Below are 14,764 nucleotides of genomic sequence, written 5' to 3'. Positions count from 1 at the left end.
CCGCAAACCAATACCTGACCACCTTTTTCGATAAAGGCTTCTAGCAATTCGCCAGCAGGTTCAAAGGGATCGCCAATGTCGACGTTATCTAAAGCATTTGGCAATGCCAAGTATACCGCGTCCACCATCAATATGACTGATGCAGAGTGCCCTTTTTTCAGCGCCACACCCGCCATGGTAAAGGCTAAGGTGATTTTACTTGGGTTTGAGTCACTATTATCAAACAGCGTACCGACATAATCCGTATTATTAACCATATTATTTTCCTTATTAGACTGTTTTTAATTAGATAGTATTCAGTTGAGTATAAAACTCACTACTATGCTAACATTGATTATATGTATTTATATAATGTCTTGTTAGTAAATAGTACCCATAAGGTTGCTGGGTTGTGACTTATGAATAAAGTTAAATAATAAATTCTAAGATTGCGGCGGCCACGGACGGTCGGCATCACTGACAATCCATTCTGCTACATAGCCAGTCGGTGGTAACTGCCAATCTGCTTGATTTAGTGCTGCTAGTACTCGTGCGGTCTCGATCACTTTACCCCCTTCGGTGACGCCTGTACGTAGTAGAGCCGACGAGCAAGGCTTACCTTTTACCCACATTGATTGCTCAATATATATCCAGCGCGTATCGATACCGACGATTTTGGTCTTCATAGTGACCTTTTCAAAAGCACGAATCCTTCTGCGATATTGAATGGTACTGCCAGCGACCACCAAGCCCCAACGCTGTTTGAGCAGTTGGCTGCCAAGACCGCTACGTACCGCAAAATCCATACGCCCCAAATCATACAGCGTGAATACACGACCATTATTCATCTCTAAGAAATTATCAATGTCTGTCAGGCGACAACGGAAGGTAATCTCACTGCTATCTTTAAATGTTAATGTATTGCCTTTTTTTACTTCTAGCGCGGCACGGGCGATGGTACTGGCATAACGGATAAATGGATACATAAAGTAGTCTCAAAAGGTAAAGTTAGTATTTTTATTTTAGGGTTTATTTGAGGCTACGCCGATATGATTAAAATAGGCGCTAACGGTTTCGGGTATCCAGTTGATATCAAATCTTGATTTTTTATAAAGATGAGGTGACTTGTCTTTATCAGAGCGATAACGAATAAAGCCTACATGCCCGCCATGCTCAGTGTCTAAAATAGTGACACTGTCAGATACATCGTTTGGTGTGGCGGTAAAACCAAGGAAAGGATCGTCTTTGGCGCTAATGAGTAATAAAGGCTTCGTCACTTTTATCAAATAAGGAAGGGCTGATGAGGCTTGATAGTAGTGATTGTTAGAGCGATAGCCATGACGTGGGGCGGTAAAAATATCATCAAAGTCACTGATGCGATTGACCGCTTTGATCGATTCGATCTCATCTTTAGTAATGTCATTAGCTAAGGCTTTTTTGATAATAGGGTTGAGCAAATAAGGGGTATAAATTCGATGGCTCAAAAAGCTGTGCATACTAAGAGCAGCCGATGACATATCGACGGGAGCGGAGATGACCGCAGCGCCGTCGCATAGCGATTCATTACCATATTCGCCCATATACTTTGCCAACGCATTACCACCAAGTGATACCCCAACCGCATAAATATTGGCGTATTGTTGACTTAGATTTTGCAGCGCGTGATGCACTTCATCGGTATCACCAGCATTATAAAAAACTCTACCATTAGCAGGAATGCCGCCGCAACTGCGAAAGTGAGCGACGACGAAATGCCAGCCTTGCGCGTGCATCTGATACGCCAAAGCGCGCGCATAATGGCTGTCGCTACTGCCTTCCATGCCGTGGAATAGCACGATTAAAGGTGTTTGCTCAAGCTCACCGCTTTCTGCATGTTGTACAGGGTAGGCATCATAAAAGTCATAAGCGATATCTGTTTCGGCAAGCGAGTCTTGTTTGATAACACGGCGATAAGTAGGCGTTTTTGGCGCAAAAAACTTGGGTAAAATACTTTGTAGATGGGGATTGGTCAGCCAAAATGGTGGTTTAAAGGGGGCAGGCGCGAATGGCTTGGTTGCTGTTGAAGTTGACATAGTAGTGTCTTATATAATGGGTGTTGAAAATCGTTGTTAATAATCAGTGCTTTATCATACCCACGGTCGTTATCAAAACCAATGATTTTCAGTGAACGCATGGTTACTCATTCTCTTTTTCCGAATCATCTAATACGCGCCCGTTCATCGCAAGGCGTTCTTTTAAGTTATTGATATCTGCTTCAGCCAGCGTCACGGTCAAAGTCACTTGCTTACTATAAGCAACCTCATCGATGCTACCACCCAAACTATCAACGACATAGCGACACTGGGCTTCGGTCGCAAACTCTGCCAATATCTGTACTTGCGCCATCGGTACATAGGGCAGCAATATCATCTCATCGACTGCAGCTTGCGCAGAGCCTGCATAGGCACGGGTCAAACCGCCAGCGCCCAGTTTGATGCCACCAAAATAACGTACGACGATAATAATGACGTTACCGATAGATTTGTGCTGTAAGACATTTAATATCGGTCGTCCTGCGGTACCATTTGGCTCACCATCATCATCAAAGCCTGCACTGGTGGTGTTATTAGGGTCACCAATGATGTATGCCCAGCAGTGATGGCGTGCATCAGCATATTTCTCGCGCAGTTGTTCCACGTGAAACATCGCTTCTTCACGTGAATTAACTGGATAAGCGTAAGCTATAAACTCGGATTTTTTAATTTCTAAGCGGGCAGTGACTGCTTGTTTTAGCGTTTGATAACTCATATTTCATCAGGTCTGGGTTGGATATGGTAAACTTGTCTAACTGTCACTGTCGTCCGTATTTGGCGCAGTGTCTCTATATTTTTCATTATAGTACCACTTCTAAGCAGTGAAGATAGCCAGCAACCGACGTGCAAGCGCTTACGTTTGATGTCTTATGTGCTAGGCTGCTGACTGCGAGTGTGTATCCCAAAACGAATGGTAGGCAATATATGCGTCTAGATAAATTTTTGAGTAAAGCCACTGAGCTATCACGTAAAGAATCCAAAAAAATTCTGCACGCTGGTGAAGTGACGGTAAATGAGCAAGTCATCAAAGACCCAGGTGTACACGTTGATGTGGTCAATGATGATGTGATTTGGGCAGGCGAGCCATTATCGGTCGCGGCGGGCAGTCGCTATATTTTACTTCATAAGCCTGAAGGCTTTGAATGTACGCTTAAAGTGAAAGAACATCCTATCGTCACTGAGCTGATTGCAGTGCCAGAACTTGGTAGCTTGCGCATTGCAGGGCGTCTTGATGTTGATACGACCGGCGCGCTATTGATTAGTGATGATGGTAAATGGTTGCACCGTGTTACCAGTCCTAAGCATGAACATGCCAAAATCTATGAGCTGACCTTAGCTGATCCGATGGATGCAGCGGCGCAAGCCAATGCCGTAGAAGAAGTCGCGCAAGGTATCTTATTAGAAGGCGACCATGAAGAAACGAAACCTGCTGTTCTCGAATTCATTGACGAGACTCATGCACGTTTGACGCTTGAGCAAGGTAAATACCATCAAGTAAAACGTATGATGGGTTACTTTGGCAATAGAGTGGTTGAGCTACATCGTGCCAGTGTCGGACATATTACTTTAGAAGGGCTAGAGAAAGGTGACAGTCGCTTTTTAACACCTGAGGAAGTGGCTAAGTTCTAGGATTTTTATTTTAAAATAAACTAGGGTGTGTCATCAATTAGCAGCCACTCAATAGTGAGCTGCTTTTTGTTGCCTACTATTTTTGTCAGTTATAGTCAGGGAAAAGCAATATCGATACATAACGTACTGCTGATATCAATTTTTCTTGCTTGCTGTGCCTACGCAGACAGAGGCTGCAAAAAATTGATACCAGCAGTACAGTAGCGTTTTTTAAGGTATTTTAACTATAGTCTTACAATCTGCTTGTGTTGCCTATCTCTTAAAGCTCAGTAGCAGTTTTGCAAAATTAAACCGTTAAGCCTTTGCAAAAACCTTCCTTATGTTACAGTCTGCTTATCTTTTTAATCTATATTTTTAAATAATGTTATTTACTGCTCTTCGGTTAAACATTGATGGGTAAATAACAATCATTATTAAAAACCAGATAGGACTGTCTTTGTGAAATTCGCTATATTAAAATCTGCAAGCTTGACGGGTATTGTGTTATTGGCAACCACCGCTTGTGCACAGCCAAACGCTACTGATATGACCAATAAAGCTGGGCAACAAAGCGGTGCGCAACTTCAAAGTAAGCAAGTTGCTGGCACAGTAAGCAAGTCGTCTGTCGATAGCCGTCTACGGCAAGTGCTGGCGCAGGCTGGCATCAAAACTCAGATACTCTCTATCGTGCCATCCAATTTACCCAATATGTATCAAGTCAATTTGGCGGAACAGCTGCCACTGCATATCACTGCAGATGGTAAGTATGTCATTCAAGGCGAGCTGCAAAAAAATCCAAGCAAGCGGATAGTGACCAAAACGCCAGCGCGTAGCACCAGCGCGCAAATAGGTAAGCCTGTCAGTGCCAGTATGAAATCTGACATATTGGCAAATATGGGCGCGCTTAAAAACATGAGTACTAAAACGCCTTTCTTTTATACTGCAGTACCGGGTGTGATTTGGGGTGCTACCTTAGAGGGCGTGCCGTTCTTACTATCAGATGATGCGCAGTATATTACGGACGGCGAGATATCAGTGATCGAGAATGGTCAGTTTATCGGACTTGATGCAACGTTTGAAAAGCTTAAAAATCAGTCTGTCCTTTCTACATTAGATACCAAGCAGCTGATTACTTATCCAGCTACCAGTGCTGAAAAAGCGGTTATTTATGTCGCAACGGATGTCAACTGTCCTTATTGCCGCAGATTGCACAAGCAGATGCCGATGCTTAATGCTACAGGCGTGACGATAAAAGCCATTGGCTATCCGATCTATGAAGAGTCGCCTGAGCAAATGCGCGGCATATGGTGCCAAGGTAATGAGGACAGTCGTCGTAAAGCACTTGATCAAGCGATGCTACATGGCAAGATGACGCCTGCGCCTGCAAGTTGCAAAACTGATGATGTGGCAGGCAATCGCGAAAAAGCTGCAGGTTTAGCCGTCATAGCAACCCCTGCTATTTATCGTGAAGATGGTGTATTGTTTCAAGCGAGCTTTGAGAGTCCTGAGTTTTTAGAATTCTTAGGAGTAGAGTAGGTCGCTAAGACTGTTATAGTGTGATATTTATACAATGGCTATAATATATAGCATAATGAAGAATGATTAAAAAACCGCCCCATGAACAAGCTCATAGGACGGTTTTTTTCGTTTAAAAGTTGATGATAGCAAGTCTATTGTGGCAACACGATATCGACGATTTTCCAATCAATCAAGCCTTGACGCTGCATCTCTATAGTTAAAGGATAGCCTTTAACCTGACCGCTGATGGTAAAGCAGTTGATGCCGCAATAACTTAATTTGGGCTTATCACTATCAGTCCCTTGGGTTGCCTGCTGTTCAAGCTCATCGGCTTGTTTTTCCATGATTTGCTGCATCTGATTTTTGACCACGGCATCAACATCACCGCGATGAATAATCAGATTTTGGATGAGATTTTTTAAATCCACTTGATTACTAGCGATTGCCCATGCGGCGGCAAGCTCTTTGGTGGCAGTATTGGCTTGACCTTGGGTATCGATGACTTTTTCGATATTTTGCGGTGTGATGGCACCAGCGACTGCTTGCATAATAAAACTGTTAGCCGCCTCTTTTAATGGCTCGCCGCCAAGCTCAGCAACCAATGGGTATTTTGTCATGGTTACAGAAAATTGCTCAGTGAGTTGGTTTTGGATACTTGGGCGCACTTGTTCATAGTCGATAGCTGCCGCAATGGTTGCACCATCTTTGGCATCGTAAGCATTTTTAAGCTGATACGCACTGTAATAGGGCGAGCCTGCATAGACAGTGACGGCAATGACAATCAACAACACAATCAGCTTTTTCATAAAAATCGATACCTTATTGCAAGCGTAATGGCTATTAAACAGTTATGAGCATAAAACTAGATAACAGTATTAAGTAGCCATGAATATGGCGATAAATATTAGCATGGCTTAGCGCTCTAACGGTATAAAAACCTTTGTTTATTCCTTAACACAACCTCTTTTAATCCCCACTAAAGAGTCTAATTAATACTTTGTGCCGCTTGCAACTTGATAAATGATGCTGCCATCTCCATAAATAGCGCAAACTTTTAATAATTGATTTGACTAAGCAGCACCCCACCGTATTCGCTAGCAAATTTATACGATTGTCATCATCACTATTTATAATCCGCTATGTTTCATGTGAAACCTTTAGGATAATGATGGACGTTATTTAGACAATCGCTGATTGTGTTAAGGCATTGCTTTGATGAATTGGACTGTGATTCAAACACGCGGTGGACTGTGAAGACGATAGGAGAGCCTATGAGTAAGCGCGATTTTTATGAAATACTAGGTGTCAGTAAGACCGCTGATAGTAAAGAGATCAAGCGAGCCTACCGCAAGCTTGCCATGAAATATCATCCAGACCGTAACTCTGAAGACCCAGATGCTGACGATAAGTTTAAAGAAGCATCGATGGCCTATGAAGTATTGAGTAGCGAAGAAAAACGCTCAGCGTATGACCGTATGGGTCATGCTGCTTTTGAAAGCGGCATGGGCGGTGGCGGTTTCGGCGGTGGCGGTAGTGGCAACTTCCAAGATATCTTTGGCGATATCTTTGGTAACTTTGGCGATATCTTTGGTCAATCACGTGGCGGCGGCGGACGTTCGCGTCGCGGCTCAGACTTGCGTTATGTGATTGAGCTGACTTTAGAAGAAGCGGTACGCGGCTGCAAAAAAGAAATCAGCTTTACGGCTCCTGCGCCTTGCGATACCTGTAATGGTAAAGGCGCAAAAAATGCCTCTGATATCGTGACTTGCCAAACCTGTCATGGTCAAGGTCAAGTCCGTATGCAACAAGGCTTCTTTGCCGTTCAACAGGCCTGCCCACATTGTGGCGGTACTGGTAAACAAATTAAAAACCCTTGTTCTGACTGTCATGGCAATGGCGTCAAAGACAAATCACGCACGCTAGAAGTTTCTATTCCAGCAGGTGTTGATGATGGTGACCGTGTGCGCTTAGCCGGAGAAGGCGAAGCAGGCGGTGCTGGCGTACAAAACGGTGACTTATACGTCGAGGTACGTGTCAAAGCGCACAACGTCTTTACGCGTCAAGGTGCCGATCTGTATATGGATGTGCCGGTTAGCATTACTGATGCAGCATTAGGTAAAGAAGTGGAAATCCCAACCTTAGATGGCAAAGTCAAAATCAAAGTCGCCGAAGGGACACAAAGTGGTAAATTGCTGCGTGTACGCGGTAGAGGCGTGACGCCAGTACGTACCACGATGAAAGGCGACTTGATTTGCCGTGTGGTTATCGAAACGCCAGTGAATCTTACTCGTGAGCAAAAAGATTTGCTACGTCAATTCCAAGATACGCTTGATGGTGATAGCAAACATCAGCAGTCGCCACATAAAAAATCTTTCTTTAAAAAGATTGGTGATTTGTTTGATTGATAACTTAACTTGATTGTTTGAGTTGTTTTAAGACCTATTGTTTCACGTGAAACAATAGGTCTTTTTGTTGATGCTATAAAAAACCATTCATGGGCTGATTTTTGCTAAACTTAGCTGAATAAATTTAAAAATCAACGTGGCAAAAAATAAAGAATTTAGGATAATAATATGAGTCAGCAAGAGAATAAAAAAATTATTAATGTCGGTGTCATCGGTGCAGGCGGTCGTATGGGGCGTATGTTGGTTGAAGCAGTACAACAAAATCCGCAAACAAGATTAACTGCAGCGATTGAGCGTCAAGGCTCAAGCCTTGTTGGTGCGGATGCGGGTGAAGTTGCTGCGGTCGGTCGATTGGATGTGCAAATAGTTGATGATTTACAGTCAGTGATTAATAAGATTGATGTATTAATAGATTTTAGCCTGCCTGATGCAACCGAGCAAAATATGCAAGTCTGTGCAGCACACAATGTCGCGATGGTCATCGGCACGACGGGATTTAATGAGCAGCAAGAGCAAGTCCTAGCAACAGCCAGTGAGCAAGTGGCTATCGTTTATGCGGGTAACTATTCAACAGGCGTTAATTTATCATTGAAATTGCTTGGTATGGCTGCCAAAGCCTTTGGCACCGACGCTGATGTCGAAGTTATTGAAGCGCATCATAAGCACAAAATCGATGCGCCATCGGGTACTGCTTATATGATGGCAGAAGCTGTGGCAGAAGCACGTGGACAGAACCTAAAAGACGTCGCTGTCTATGGTCGTGAAGGACAAACTGGCGCGCGCGAAGCAGGTACGATTGGTATTCATGCGATTCGTGGCGGTGAAATCATCGGCGATCATACTGTGATGTTTATTGCGGATGGCGAAGTCGTTGAAATTACCCATCGCGCGCGCGCACGGATGACTTTTGCTGCTGGTGCAGTGCGTGCCGCTATGTGGATTGTTCAGCAATCGGCTGGACAATATAATATGCAGGATGTCTTAGGTTTAAATGACTAAATGTAAATAATGAAGGTTTAAAGAATTGGCTTTTTAATGACTGATTAATGGCGGCTAGGAGTCAGATATGGATAGATATAGATACAGCCTAATCGCAAAATGTAGTAGCGCTGTCTTTGCAGTCAAAAGTGCCCCCTACAGGTATCTAATAGTCTTTGCGTTAAGTTTGACGATCCTACCGTTAGCGGGACAAGCTGCCAATAATCAGAGCATTCATCAAAATAATCATCAAAGCAGTTATGAAACTTATGTCATCCACACTTATGGCGGTGAGGCATTATTACCTGCTGTACACCAACAATTAAGTGCTAGTCGCGACGGTGGTACAGCCGCCATTTATCAAGACAAGCTAGTACTTCGTACCACTGCCGCCAACTATCAGCTGGTACAACAGCTATTGACACAGATTGACCGTCAGCCGCAAGCGCTAACGATATCTGTCCGTGTTGGTAGTAATAGCAGTAGCCAAGGTAATATCCAACAAGGTCAGGTCATTATCAGCAATCGTGGTATCCAAGGTGCAGGGATTATCAACCAAAGTAATAGCCAACAGCAAACTCATAACTTATATCAAGTCCAAACCTTATCTGGTAGCGCTGCAAGCATTAGTACAGGTACTTTATGGTCATTAACCCAAAGTTATAATGCTAACATTTATCCACGTTATCCAACTTATGGTAATCAAATAGGCAGTCGTTCGTCAGGGCAGATAGTTATTCAACAACAGGTATTAGTGCCAACGACCCAAGGTATCTCGGTAACGCCAAGACTGTTAGCAAATGGACAAGTCGAAGTAAAGTTATCACAAGTTGAAGAAAAGCTAGTTCGATCCAAAACTTCATCTCACGGTCGTTATGAGAATAATGCTATTGATAGTCAGCGTTTAAATAGTACGATTATTGTACCGAGGGGACAGTGGGTGACGATCGGACATATCTCACAAAACAGCCAAAATCAGACCACAAACTATAGTGGTAACCAAAATAATAGCCGCAATGACAATACACCCATCTTGCTACTGGTGCAGTAAGCTCATTAATAAGTAATAAAATAAGCATAAAAAAGCGCGGCACTGTTATTCACAATGCCGCGCTTTTTATATTAACGATCATTTATTAAAAATTAATCAACATAGACGACTTCTAAAGGTGGAAAACCATTGAACTCAATAGACGAGTACGAGTTGGTATAAGCACCAGTGGTTAGCCAAAATATTTTGTCACCAATCTCAAGCTCTTCTGGCAGCTGATAACCAGCCTCTTCATACATGATATCAGTTGAATCACAAGTAGGACCTGCTAATACTACCGTACCTGCGCTGGTCGAGGTTTCCATTTTTGGTGTATAAACAGGGTACTTGATGGCTTCACCCAAGGTTTCGATTAAACCTTGGAATAAACCTACGTCGGTATAGACCCATCGCGTCAAATCAGTATGCGATTTACGAGAAATCAATACCACGTCACTGACCAAAACGCCTGAACCGCCAACCAATGAGCGACCGGGCTCCAAAATAATCTCTGGCATATCTTCAGCACTATAGTCATCGCTTAAATAGCTTTTAATCTCTTCAGCGTAGACTTTAATAGGATTGACTTCACTCAGATAGTTTGCCGGAAAACCGCCACCCAAATTAATCATTTGTAGCTTAATGCCTTCTTCGTTCTTCATCCAGTCAAACATATATTTGACCTTGGCTAAAGCATCATCCCAAGCAGCAACGTCTTTTTGTTGACTACCCACGTGGAATGAGATGCCATAAGGCACTAAACCCAACTCCTGCGCTTGAATCAATAACTCAATCGCCATGTTTGGATGGCAACCAAATTTGCGAGATAACGGCCACTCCGCTGTTTCCGACCCTTGTACTAAGATACGTACAAATATTTTTGAGCCAGGTGCATGTTTTGCGATGTTTTTTAAATCTGCTTCTGAGTCGGTCGCATACAAATCAACCCCTTTTTCAAAGGCGTATTTGACATGCTCAGGCTTTTTGATAGTATTACCATAAGAGATACGTGAGGGCTCAACGCCGCAGTCAAGCACGCGATCAAGCTCATAAATCGACGCACAGTCAAAGTTTGAACCAAGCTCAGCCAATAAGTTAATCACTTCCACCGCAGGGCTTGCCTTCATTGCATAATGGATTTTAGCATTAGGGAAAAAACCAACCATTTCATGATATTTTATTTTAATGCGATTAAGATCAACTACCAAAAATGGCGTTTCACGACCTTCAGCCGCTTTAGTAAATTTCTGCCAGCCGGCAGGGTCAAAATATTGGTCGATTTTAATCATAGTAAAACCTTTAATAAAAAACAGTATTTAATGAGAACAATGAATAAAGCTAACGTGGACTAACAATAAAAGCCAATCTCTTAACATTAAAGTCTCAGCGTGTAATATTCATACTATCGCTATCATAGTTTGCTTGCTGTGCTGGATACAGTGTCTAAAATGCAGTACAAGCGGCAGTAAAATCACCTTTGATAACCTTATATGACTACCCGCTGATGAAATAAATTAAGAATTTGCTGGCTGTAGCTCTTTTTCCGCCACTTGCTCGCCTTGCTTTTCACGTATTTTAAGGAATTTACGCACCTTATCACGGGCACGCGTCTGTTTCAAACGTGACAAATAATCGACGAAAATCACCCCGTTCAGATGATCCATTTCATGTTGAATGCAAACGGCAAGTAAGCCTTCTACTTCTTCATCAATAGCCTTACCATTTTGATCTAATGCTTCGATACGCACTTTGTTTGGGCGCTCAACCTTATCATAGACATCTGGTACCGACAGACAGCCTTCTTCATAGGGCTGCTTTTCTTCTACCAATGGTGTCACTTTAGGATTAATAAAAACCCTAGGGGCGTTTTTATCTTCAGATAAATCCATCACGATGAGCTGAATATGGTGGTCAACTTGGCTGGCAGCCAGACCAATACCTTGCGCATCATACATGGTCTCAATCATATCGGCGATTAAGGTTTTGATTTCAGCAGTGACTTCCTTGACAGGCGTTGCAATCGTACGCAAGCGCGGGTCGGGATAACTTAAAATAGGGAGTAATGCCATAAGGCTCACCTCAATGATAAAGATAAAAAAATAGGTTGAATATTATAAATTAAATGGGGACAAAAGTAATGCTTATCAATAGCTAATGAGAGATATCCTTATCGATAAATATAAGAAAACTATAGTATTAATCTATTGATAGAAGAATTTGAAACAATAAAAAAGGCCTTGATTGCACAAGACCTTTATTTTATGTATAGGTTGTTAAAATATATTAACTATTGATCTGTGCCCAATTATACGCGGCGTTTACTCATAATCATCTCATAGATGAATAGTAAGAGAATCGCACCAATCACTGAGAAGATTAAACCAGTAAAGCCGCCATCAGCATTGATACCAATCAGTCCAGCAACAAAACCACCAAGCATCGCACCAACGATACCCAATATGATGGTCATAATCCAACCCATAGGGTCGCTACCTGGCTTAATAGCACGTGCCAAAAGACCAGCAACCAAACCTACGATAATCATCCAAATAAAGCTCATATCAATTCTCCTAAAGTGTCTATCATTTATAATGGTTTACTTATTTTGTTGAATTCATTGTAGTCACTCTAACAGATGAAAAATAAGCAAAAAATGTTACCTATGTATGGGCTCTGTGAGGAAAAAGTGATATTTGCTATTTAGCAGAGGAGATAAGTAAACGGGGTGTTACAAAGGTAGTAAAGTCGCTAATGGAATGACTGTATATCTCTATAAAAGTAGAAGTAGTTTTTTATAAGTATAAAAAGAAATAAAAAGGCGTAACTCATTATTAATGAGCTACGCCTTTTATTCTACAGGGTTATAGAGCCAGACTAACTATTAGCTAAAGCGGTTAATAAACGCTGATGGATACCTTCAAAGCCGCCATTAGACATAATGACAATGGCATCGCCTGCGTTGGCATGGGTGCTGATATAAGCAATGATATCATCCACGCTAGAGAGTACCTGTTGGTTACCCATATTTGAGTTTGCGGTAGTGGCAGTATCGATAACTTTTCTTAGACCCCATTCAAGACCAGTCGGTTCGTACCATAACGTATAATCAGCAAGCGCTGTAGACTGCGCTAAACTTTCTTGATGAACACCCATTTTCATAGTGTTGCTACGCGGCTCAATGATTGCCCAAAGTCGTCTATCCGCCAGCTTTTTTTTAGCCCCATCTAATGTGGTCGTAATCGCTGTTGGATGATGAGCAAAATCATCAAAGACTAAGATATCATTTACATCACCGATAAGCTCCATCCGGCGCTTGATACCAGCGAATGCTGATAAAGCGGTGCAAGCGGTCTTAACGCTAACCCCAACGTTATAAGCCGCCGCTATCGCCACAAGGGCATTATTGACGTTATGTAGACCGCTCATTGACCAATCGACTAGCGATGATGCTTCTTTATGTTCAGTATTTGTATCATCGGAGTTAAAGCTGACAGTAAACTGACTACCGTCTGCGCTAATAAGCTCAGCTTGCCAGTCGCTGCTATTTTTTAATGGGCTATCCTCTGTAGGGATAGTAGACAACGTTGAATCAATAACAGCTGTACGCCAAATGGGTGTCCAAACGCCTTTTGCCAAGGTTTCTTCTAGGCTGATGGTAGCGGCTGGCATGATGATTTTGCCGGTGCTTGGAATCATGCGTACCATATGGTGAAATTGGGTTTGAATGGCGTCGAGATCGGCAAAGATATCAGCATGATCGAATTCAAGATTGTTCAAAATGGCGGTACGCGGGCGATAATGTACAAACTTTGAGCGTTTATCAAAAAACGCAGAATCATATTCGTCCGCTTCGATGACAAAATAGCCTGTATTCGCTGAGTCGTGAGTATCTTTCTCAGCTCCTAAGTAGCTACTATGAGCAAAGACTTGCTGCAAATGCTCGTCAGTGGTATTGACCAATGGCACACCGCCAATCAAAAACCCAGTGTCGATACCTGCATAATGCAGTATCCAAGCAAGCATTGTCGTCGTCGTGGTCTTGCCATGAGTCCCTGCCACCGCTATGACATGGCGAGATTGTAATACTTGCTCAGACAAAAACTGTGGTCCGGAGGTATAGCGCAGACCCGAATCAAGCATATATTCAATCACATCCATACCGCGTTTCATCGCATTGCCAACGACTACTAAGTCCGGCGCTGGTTGTAAATGCGTTATCAAGTAGCCTTCTTCAATAGTAACGCCTGCCTGTTCAAGCTGGGTGGACATCGGCGGATAAATATTAGTATCTGAGCCACTCACCGTATGTCCAAGCGCGCGTGCCAGTAATGCCAGCGAGCCCATAAAAGTACCACAAATACCAAGAATATGAATATGCATAGATGTTCCGTACAAGCTTGAATAAGGGGAATGAAAATCTAACGTTAGCTAGAAAAAGAGCAGTAGTACGCTGTCTTTTTTAGATTGAATCGACTGCATCTAAACCGCCACTTTTTTATTTTGAGCTAGCAATAGTAGTAGCGCAGGCAAGCGCTCATTGTAAAGTAATCATGGTTCGTTGACCAATAAAAAACGCCTTATAAGTAGGCGTTATTAAATTTATAAAATATTACGATCGACTCTCTTAGTTGCGCATTTATTGGCGCACTAAGGCATAGTCTGCATCAGGATTTTTATACTCATCCATCATAAGCAAATGATTGTGTTGGATTTGATAGGTTTCGATATTTTTTTTCTCATACACAATCGTAATCACATCACTGTCTTGACGATAGACACCCGATTCTATCATCGGCGGTTGCGGTATTTCAGGCTGATTAAAAACACTGGTTTTTAATACCGAACCGTCAGCAAATAAGTTGAGAGTGATATTAATACTCGCACAAGCCGAGCACGGCACAACACCGCCATAATCACCCATCAGCGTCGCTTGCAACATACTATCGCTATTTGATGCTGAAATCATCGGTGAGCGTGATGTACTCTTGGTTGAATTCGCTGCTGCAATGGGCGGCTGTCCTTCTTTACTTCGATTATCCTCTGCTGACTCTGTAGCACTATTTTCTTCTAAAACAGCCTCATCACTATTTGAGGCTGTGCTTTGGGTACTGTTAATCGGCGCACCTTGGGTATTTTTATTTGTAGAAGAAGAGGCGCTATCGCAGCTCATCAGC

General features: G+C 42.7%; 15 protein-coding genes. 5 read left to right on the top strand and 10 right to left on the bottom strand.

All coding sequences use genetic code 11. The annotated features are described in order from the left end of the window. The 4 genes from VLN09_RS00905 to VLN09_RS00890 form a co-directional block, all read right to left on the bottom strand. The coding region (locus tag VLN09_RS00905) for a DsrE family protein (protein WP_325243208.1) at positions 1–257 on the bottom strand (257 nt) is incomplete at its 3' end. 165 nt (positions 258–422) lie between these two features. Then, positions 423–965 (bottom strand): acyl-CoA thioesterase, encoded by a 543-nt coding sequence (locus tag VLN09_RS00900; RefSeq protein WP_325243206.1) that lies wholly within the window; start codon positions 963–965, stop codon positions 423–425. Positions 966–1,001: 36 nt separating this feature from the next. After that, entirely contained in the window at positions 1,002–2,051 is a 1,050-nt protein-coding gene (locus tag VLN09_RS00895; protein WP_325243204.1) for a YheT family hydrolase, read from the bottom strand. Positions 2,052–2,154: 103 nt separating this feature from the next. After that, positions 2,155–2,766 carry a YigZ family protein gene (locus VLN09_RS00890; RefSeq protein WP_325243202.1) on the bottom strand — a complete coding sequence of 204 codons (612 nt, stop codon included), beginning with the start codon at positions 2,764–2,766 and terminating at the stop codon, positions 2,155–2,157. A gap of 209 nt (positions 2,767–2,975) precedes the next feature. Between VLN09_RS00890 and VLN09_RS00885 the strand changes: the two genes are divergently transcribed. Together VLN09_RS00885 and VLN09_RS00880 are read left to right on the top strand one after the other, a co-directional pair. Continuing rightward, positions 2,976–3,680 carry a pseudouridine synthase gene (locus VLN09_RS00885; protein WP_325243200.1) on the top strand — a complete coding sequence of 235 codons (705 nt, stop codon included), beginning with the start codon at positions 2,976–2,978 and terminating at the stop codon, positions 3,678–3,680. A gap of 438 nt (positions 3,681–4,118) precedes the next feature. Continuing rightward, positions 4,119–5,195, top strand: coding sequence for a disulfide isomerase DsbC N-terminal domain-containing protein (locus VLN09_RS00880; RefSeq protein WP_325243198.1), 1,077 nt, complete (start codon positions 4,119–4,121; stop codon positions 5,193–5,195). Between the two features lie 134 nt (positions 5,196–5,329). Here VLN09_RS00880 and VLN09_RS00875 read toward each other — a convergent pair whose 3' ends face one another. Further along, positions 5,330–5,983: a DUF2939 domain-containing protein gene (locus VLN09_RS00875; RefSeq protein WP_325243196.1), complete on the bottom strand. Its 654-nt coding sequence runs from the start codon at positions 5,981–5,983 to the stop codon at positions 5,330–5,332. 465 nt (positions 5,984–6,448) lie between these two features. Between VLN09_RS00875 and dnaJ the strand changes: the two genes are divergently transcribed. From dnaJ to VLN09_RS00860, 3 genes are all read left to right on the top strand, one after another. Continuing rightward, positions 6,449–7,582 carry a molecular chaperone DnaJ gene (gene dnaJ / locus VLN09_RS00870; protein WP_325243194.1) on the top strand — a complete coding sequence of 378 codons (1,134 nt, stop codon included), beginning with the start codon at positions 6,449–6,451 and terminating at the stop codon, positions 7,580–7,582. Positions 7,583–7,750: 168 nt separating this feature from the next. Next, positions 7,751–8,581 carry a 4-hydroxy-tetrahydrodipicolinate reductase gene (gene dapB / locus VLN09_RS00865; protein WP_325243192.1) on the top strand — a complete coding sequence of 277 codons (831 nt, stop codon included), beginning with the start codon at positions 7,751–7,753 and terminating at the stop codon, positions 8,579–8,581. A gap of 166 nt (positions 8,582–8,747) precedes the next feature. Further along, positions 8,748–9,611 carry a hypothetical protein gene (locus VLN09_RS00860; protein WP_325243190.1) on the top strand — a complete coding sequence of 288 codons (864 nt, stop codon included), beginning with the start codon at positions 8,748–8,750 and terminating at the stop codon, positions 9,609–9,611. 92 nt (positions 9,612–9,703) lie between these two features. Here the strand turns inward: VLN09_RS00860 and VLN09_RS00855 are convergent, their stop codons facing one another. The 5 genes from VLN09_RS00855 to VLN09_RS00835 all read right to left on the bottom strand — a co-directional run bounded on the left by VLN09_RS00855 (position 9,704) and on the right by VLN09_RS00835 (position 14,763). Beyond that, entirely contained in the window at positions 9,704–10,879 is a 1,176-nt protein-coding gene (locus tag VLN09_RS00855) for a type III PLP-dependent enzyme (RefSeq protein ID WP_325243188.1), read from the bottom strand. Between the two features lie 225 nt (positions 10,880–11,104). Then, positions 11,105–11,659, bottom strand: coding sequence for a peptide deformylase (def, locus tag VLN09_RS00850; protein WP_325243186.1), 555 nt, complete (start codon positions 11,657–11,659; stop codon positions 11,105–11,107). Positions 11,660–11,895: 236 nt separating this feature from the next. After that, on the bottom strand, positions 11,896–12,150 hold the full coding sequence (locus VLN09_RS00845) for a GlsB/YeaQ/YmgE family stress response membrane protein (protein WP_325243184.1): 255 nt from the start codon (positions 12,148–12,150) through the stop codon (positions 11,896–11,898). A 314-nt stretch (positions 12,151–12,464) separates the two neighbouring features. Beyond that, complete coding sequence (gene mpl, locus VLN09_RS00840; RefSeq protein WP_325243182.1) at positions 12,465–13,970, bottom strand: UDP-N-acetylmuramate:L-alanyl-gamma-D-glutamyl-meso-diaminopimelate ligase; 1,506 nt, start codon at positions 13,968–13,970, stop codon at positions 12,465–12,467. 256 nt (positions 13,971–14,226) lie between these two features. Next, on the bottom strand, positions 14,227–14,763 hold the full coding sequence (locus VLN09_RS00835; RefSeq protein ID WP_325243180.1) for a copper resistance protein NlpE N-terminal domain-containing protein: 537 nt from the start codon (positions 14,761–14,763) through the stop codon (positions 14,227–14,229). Between the last annotated feature and the right edge of the window lies 1 nt (position 14,764).

Source organism: Psychrobacter sp., assembly GCF_035469765.1.
GTDB lineage: Bacteria > Pseudomonadota > Gammaproteobacteria > Pseudomonadales > Moraxellaceae > Psychrobacter.
This window is presented reverse-complemented; position numbering and strand designations above follow the sequence as displayed.

Coding starts and splice junctions, on each gene's coding strand:
- VLN09_RS00885 (WP_325243200.1), top strand. CDS start 2,976: ATGCGTCTAGATAAATTTTTGAGTAAAGCCACTGAGCTATCACGTAAA.
- VLN09_RS00890 (WP_325243202.1), bottom strand. CDS start 2,766: ATGAGTTATCAAACGCTAAAACAAGCAGTCACTGCCCGCTTAGAAATT.
- dnaJ (WP_325243194.1), top strand. CDS start 6,449: ATGAGTAAGCGCGATTTTTATGAAATACTAGGTGTCAGTAAGACCGCT.
- VLN09_RS00855 (WP_325243188.1), bottom strand. CDS start 10,879: ATGATTAAAATCGACCAATATTTTGACCCTGCCGGCTGGCAGAAATTT.
- VLN09_RS00900 (WP_325243206.1), bottom strand. CDS start 965: ATGTATCCATTTATCCGTTATGCCAGTACCATCGCCCGTGCCGCGCTA.
- mpl (WP_325243182.1), bottom strand. CDS start 13,970: ATGCATATTCATATTCTTGGTATTTGTGGTACTTTTATGGGCTCGCTG.
- VLN09_RS00875 (WP_325243196.1), bottom strand. CDS start 5,983: ATGAAAAAGCTGATTGTGTTGTTGATTGTCATTGCCGTCACTGTCTAT.
- def (WP_325243186.1), bottom strand. CDS start 11,659: ATGGCATTACTCCCTATTTTAAGTTATCCCGACCCGCGCTTGCGTACG.
- dapB (WP_325243192.1), top strand. CDS start 7,751: ATGAGTCAGCAAGAGAATAAAAAAATTATTAATGTCGGTGTCATCGGT.
- VLN09_RS00895 (WP_325243204.1), bottom strand. CDS start 2,051: ATGTCAACTTCAACAGCAACCAAGCCATTCGCGCCTGCCCCCTTTAAA.
- VLN09_RS00845 (WP_325243184.1), bottom strand. CDS start 12,150: ATGAGCTTTATTTGGATGATTATCGTAGGTTTGGTTGCTGGTCTTTTG.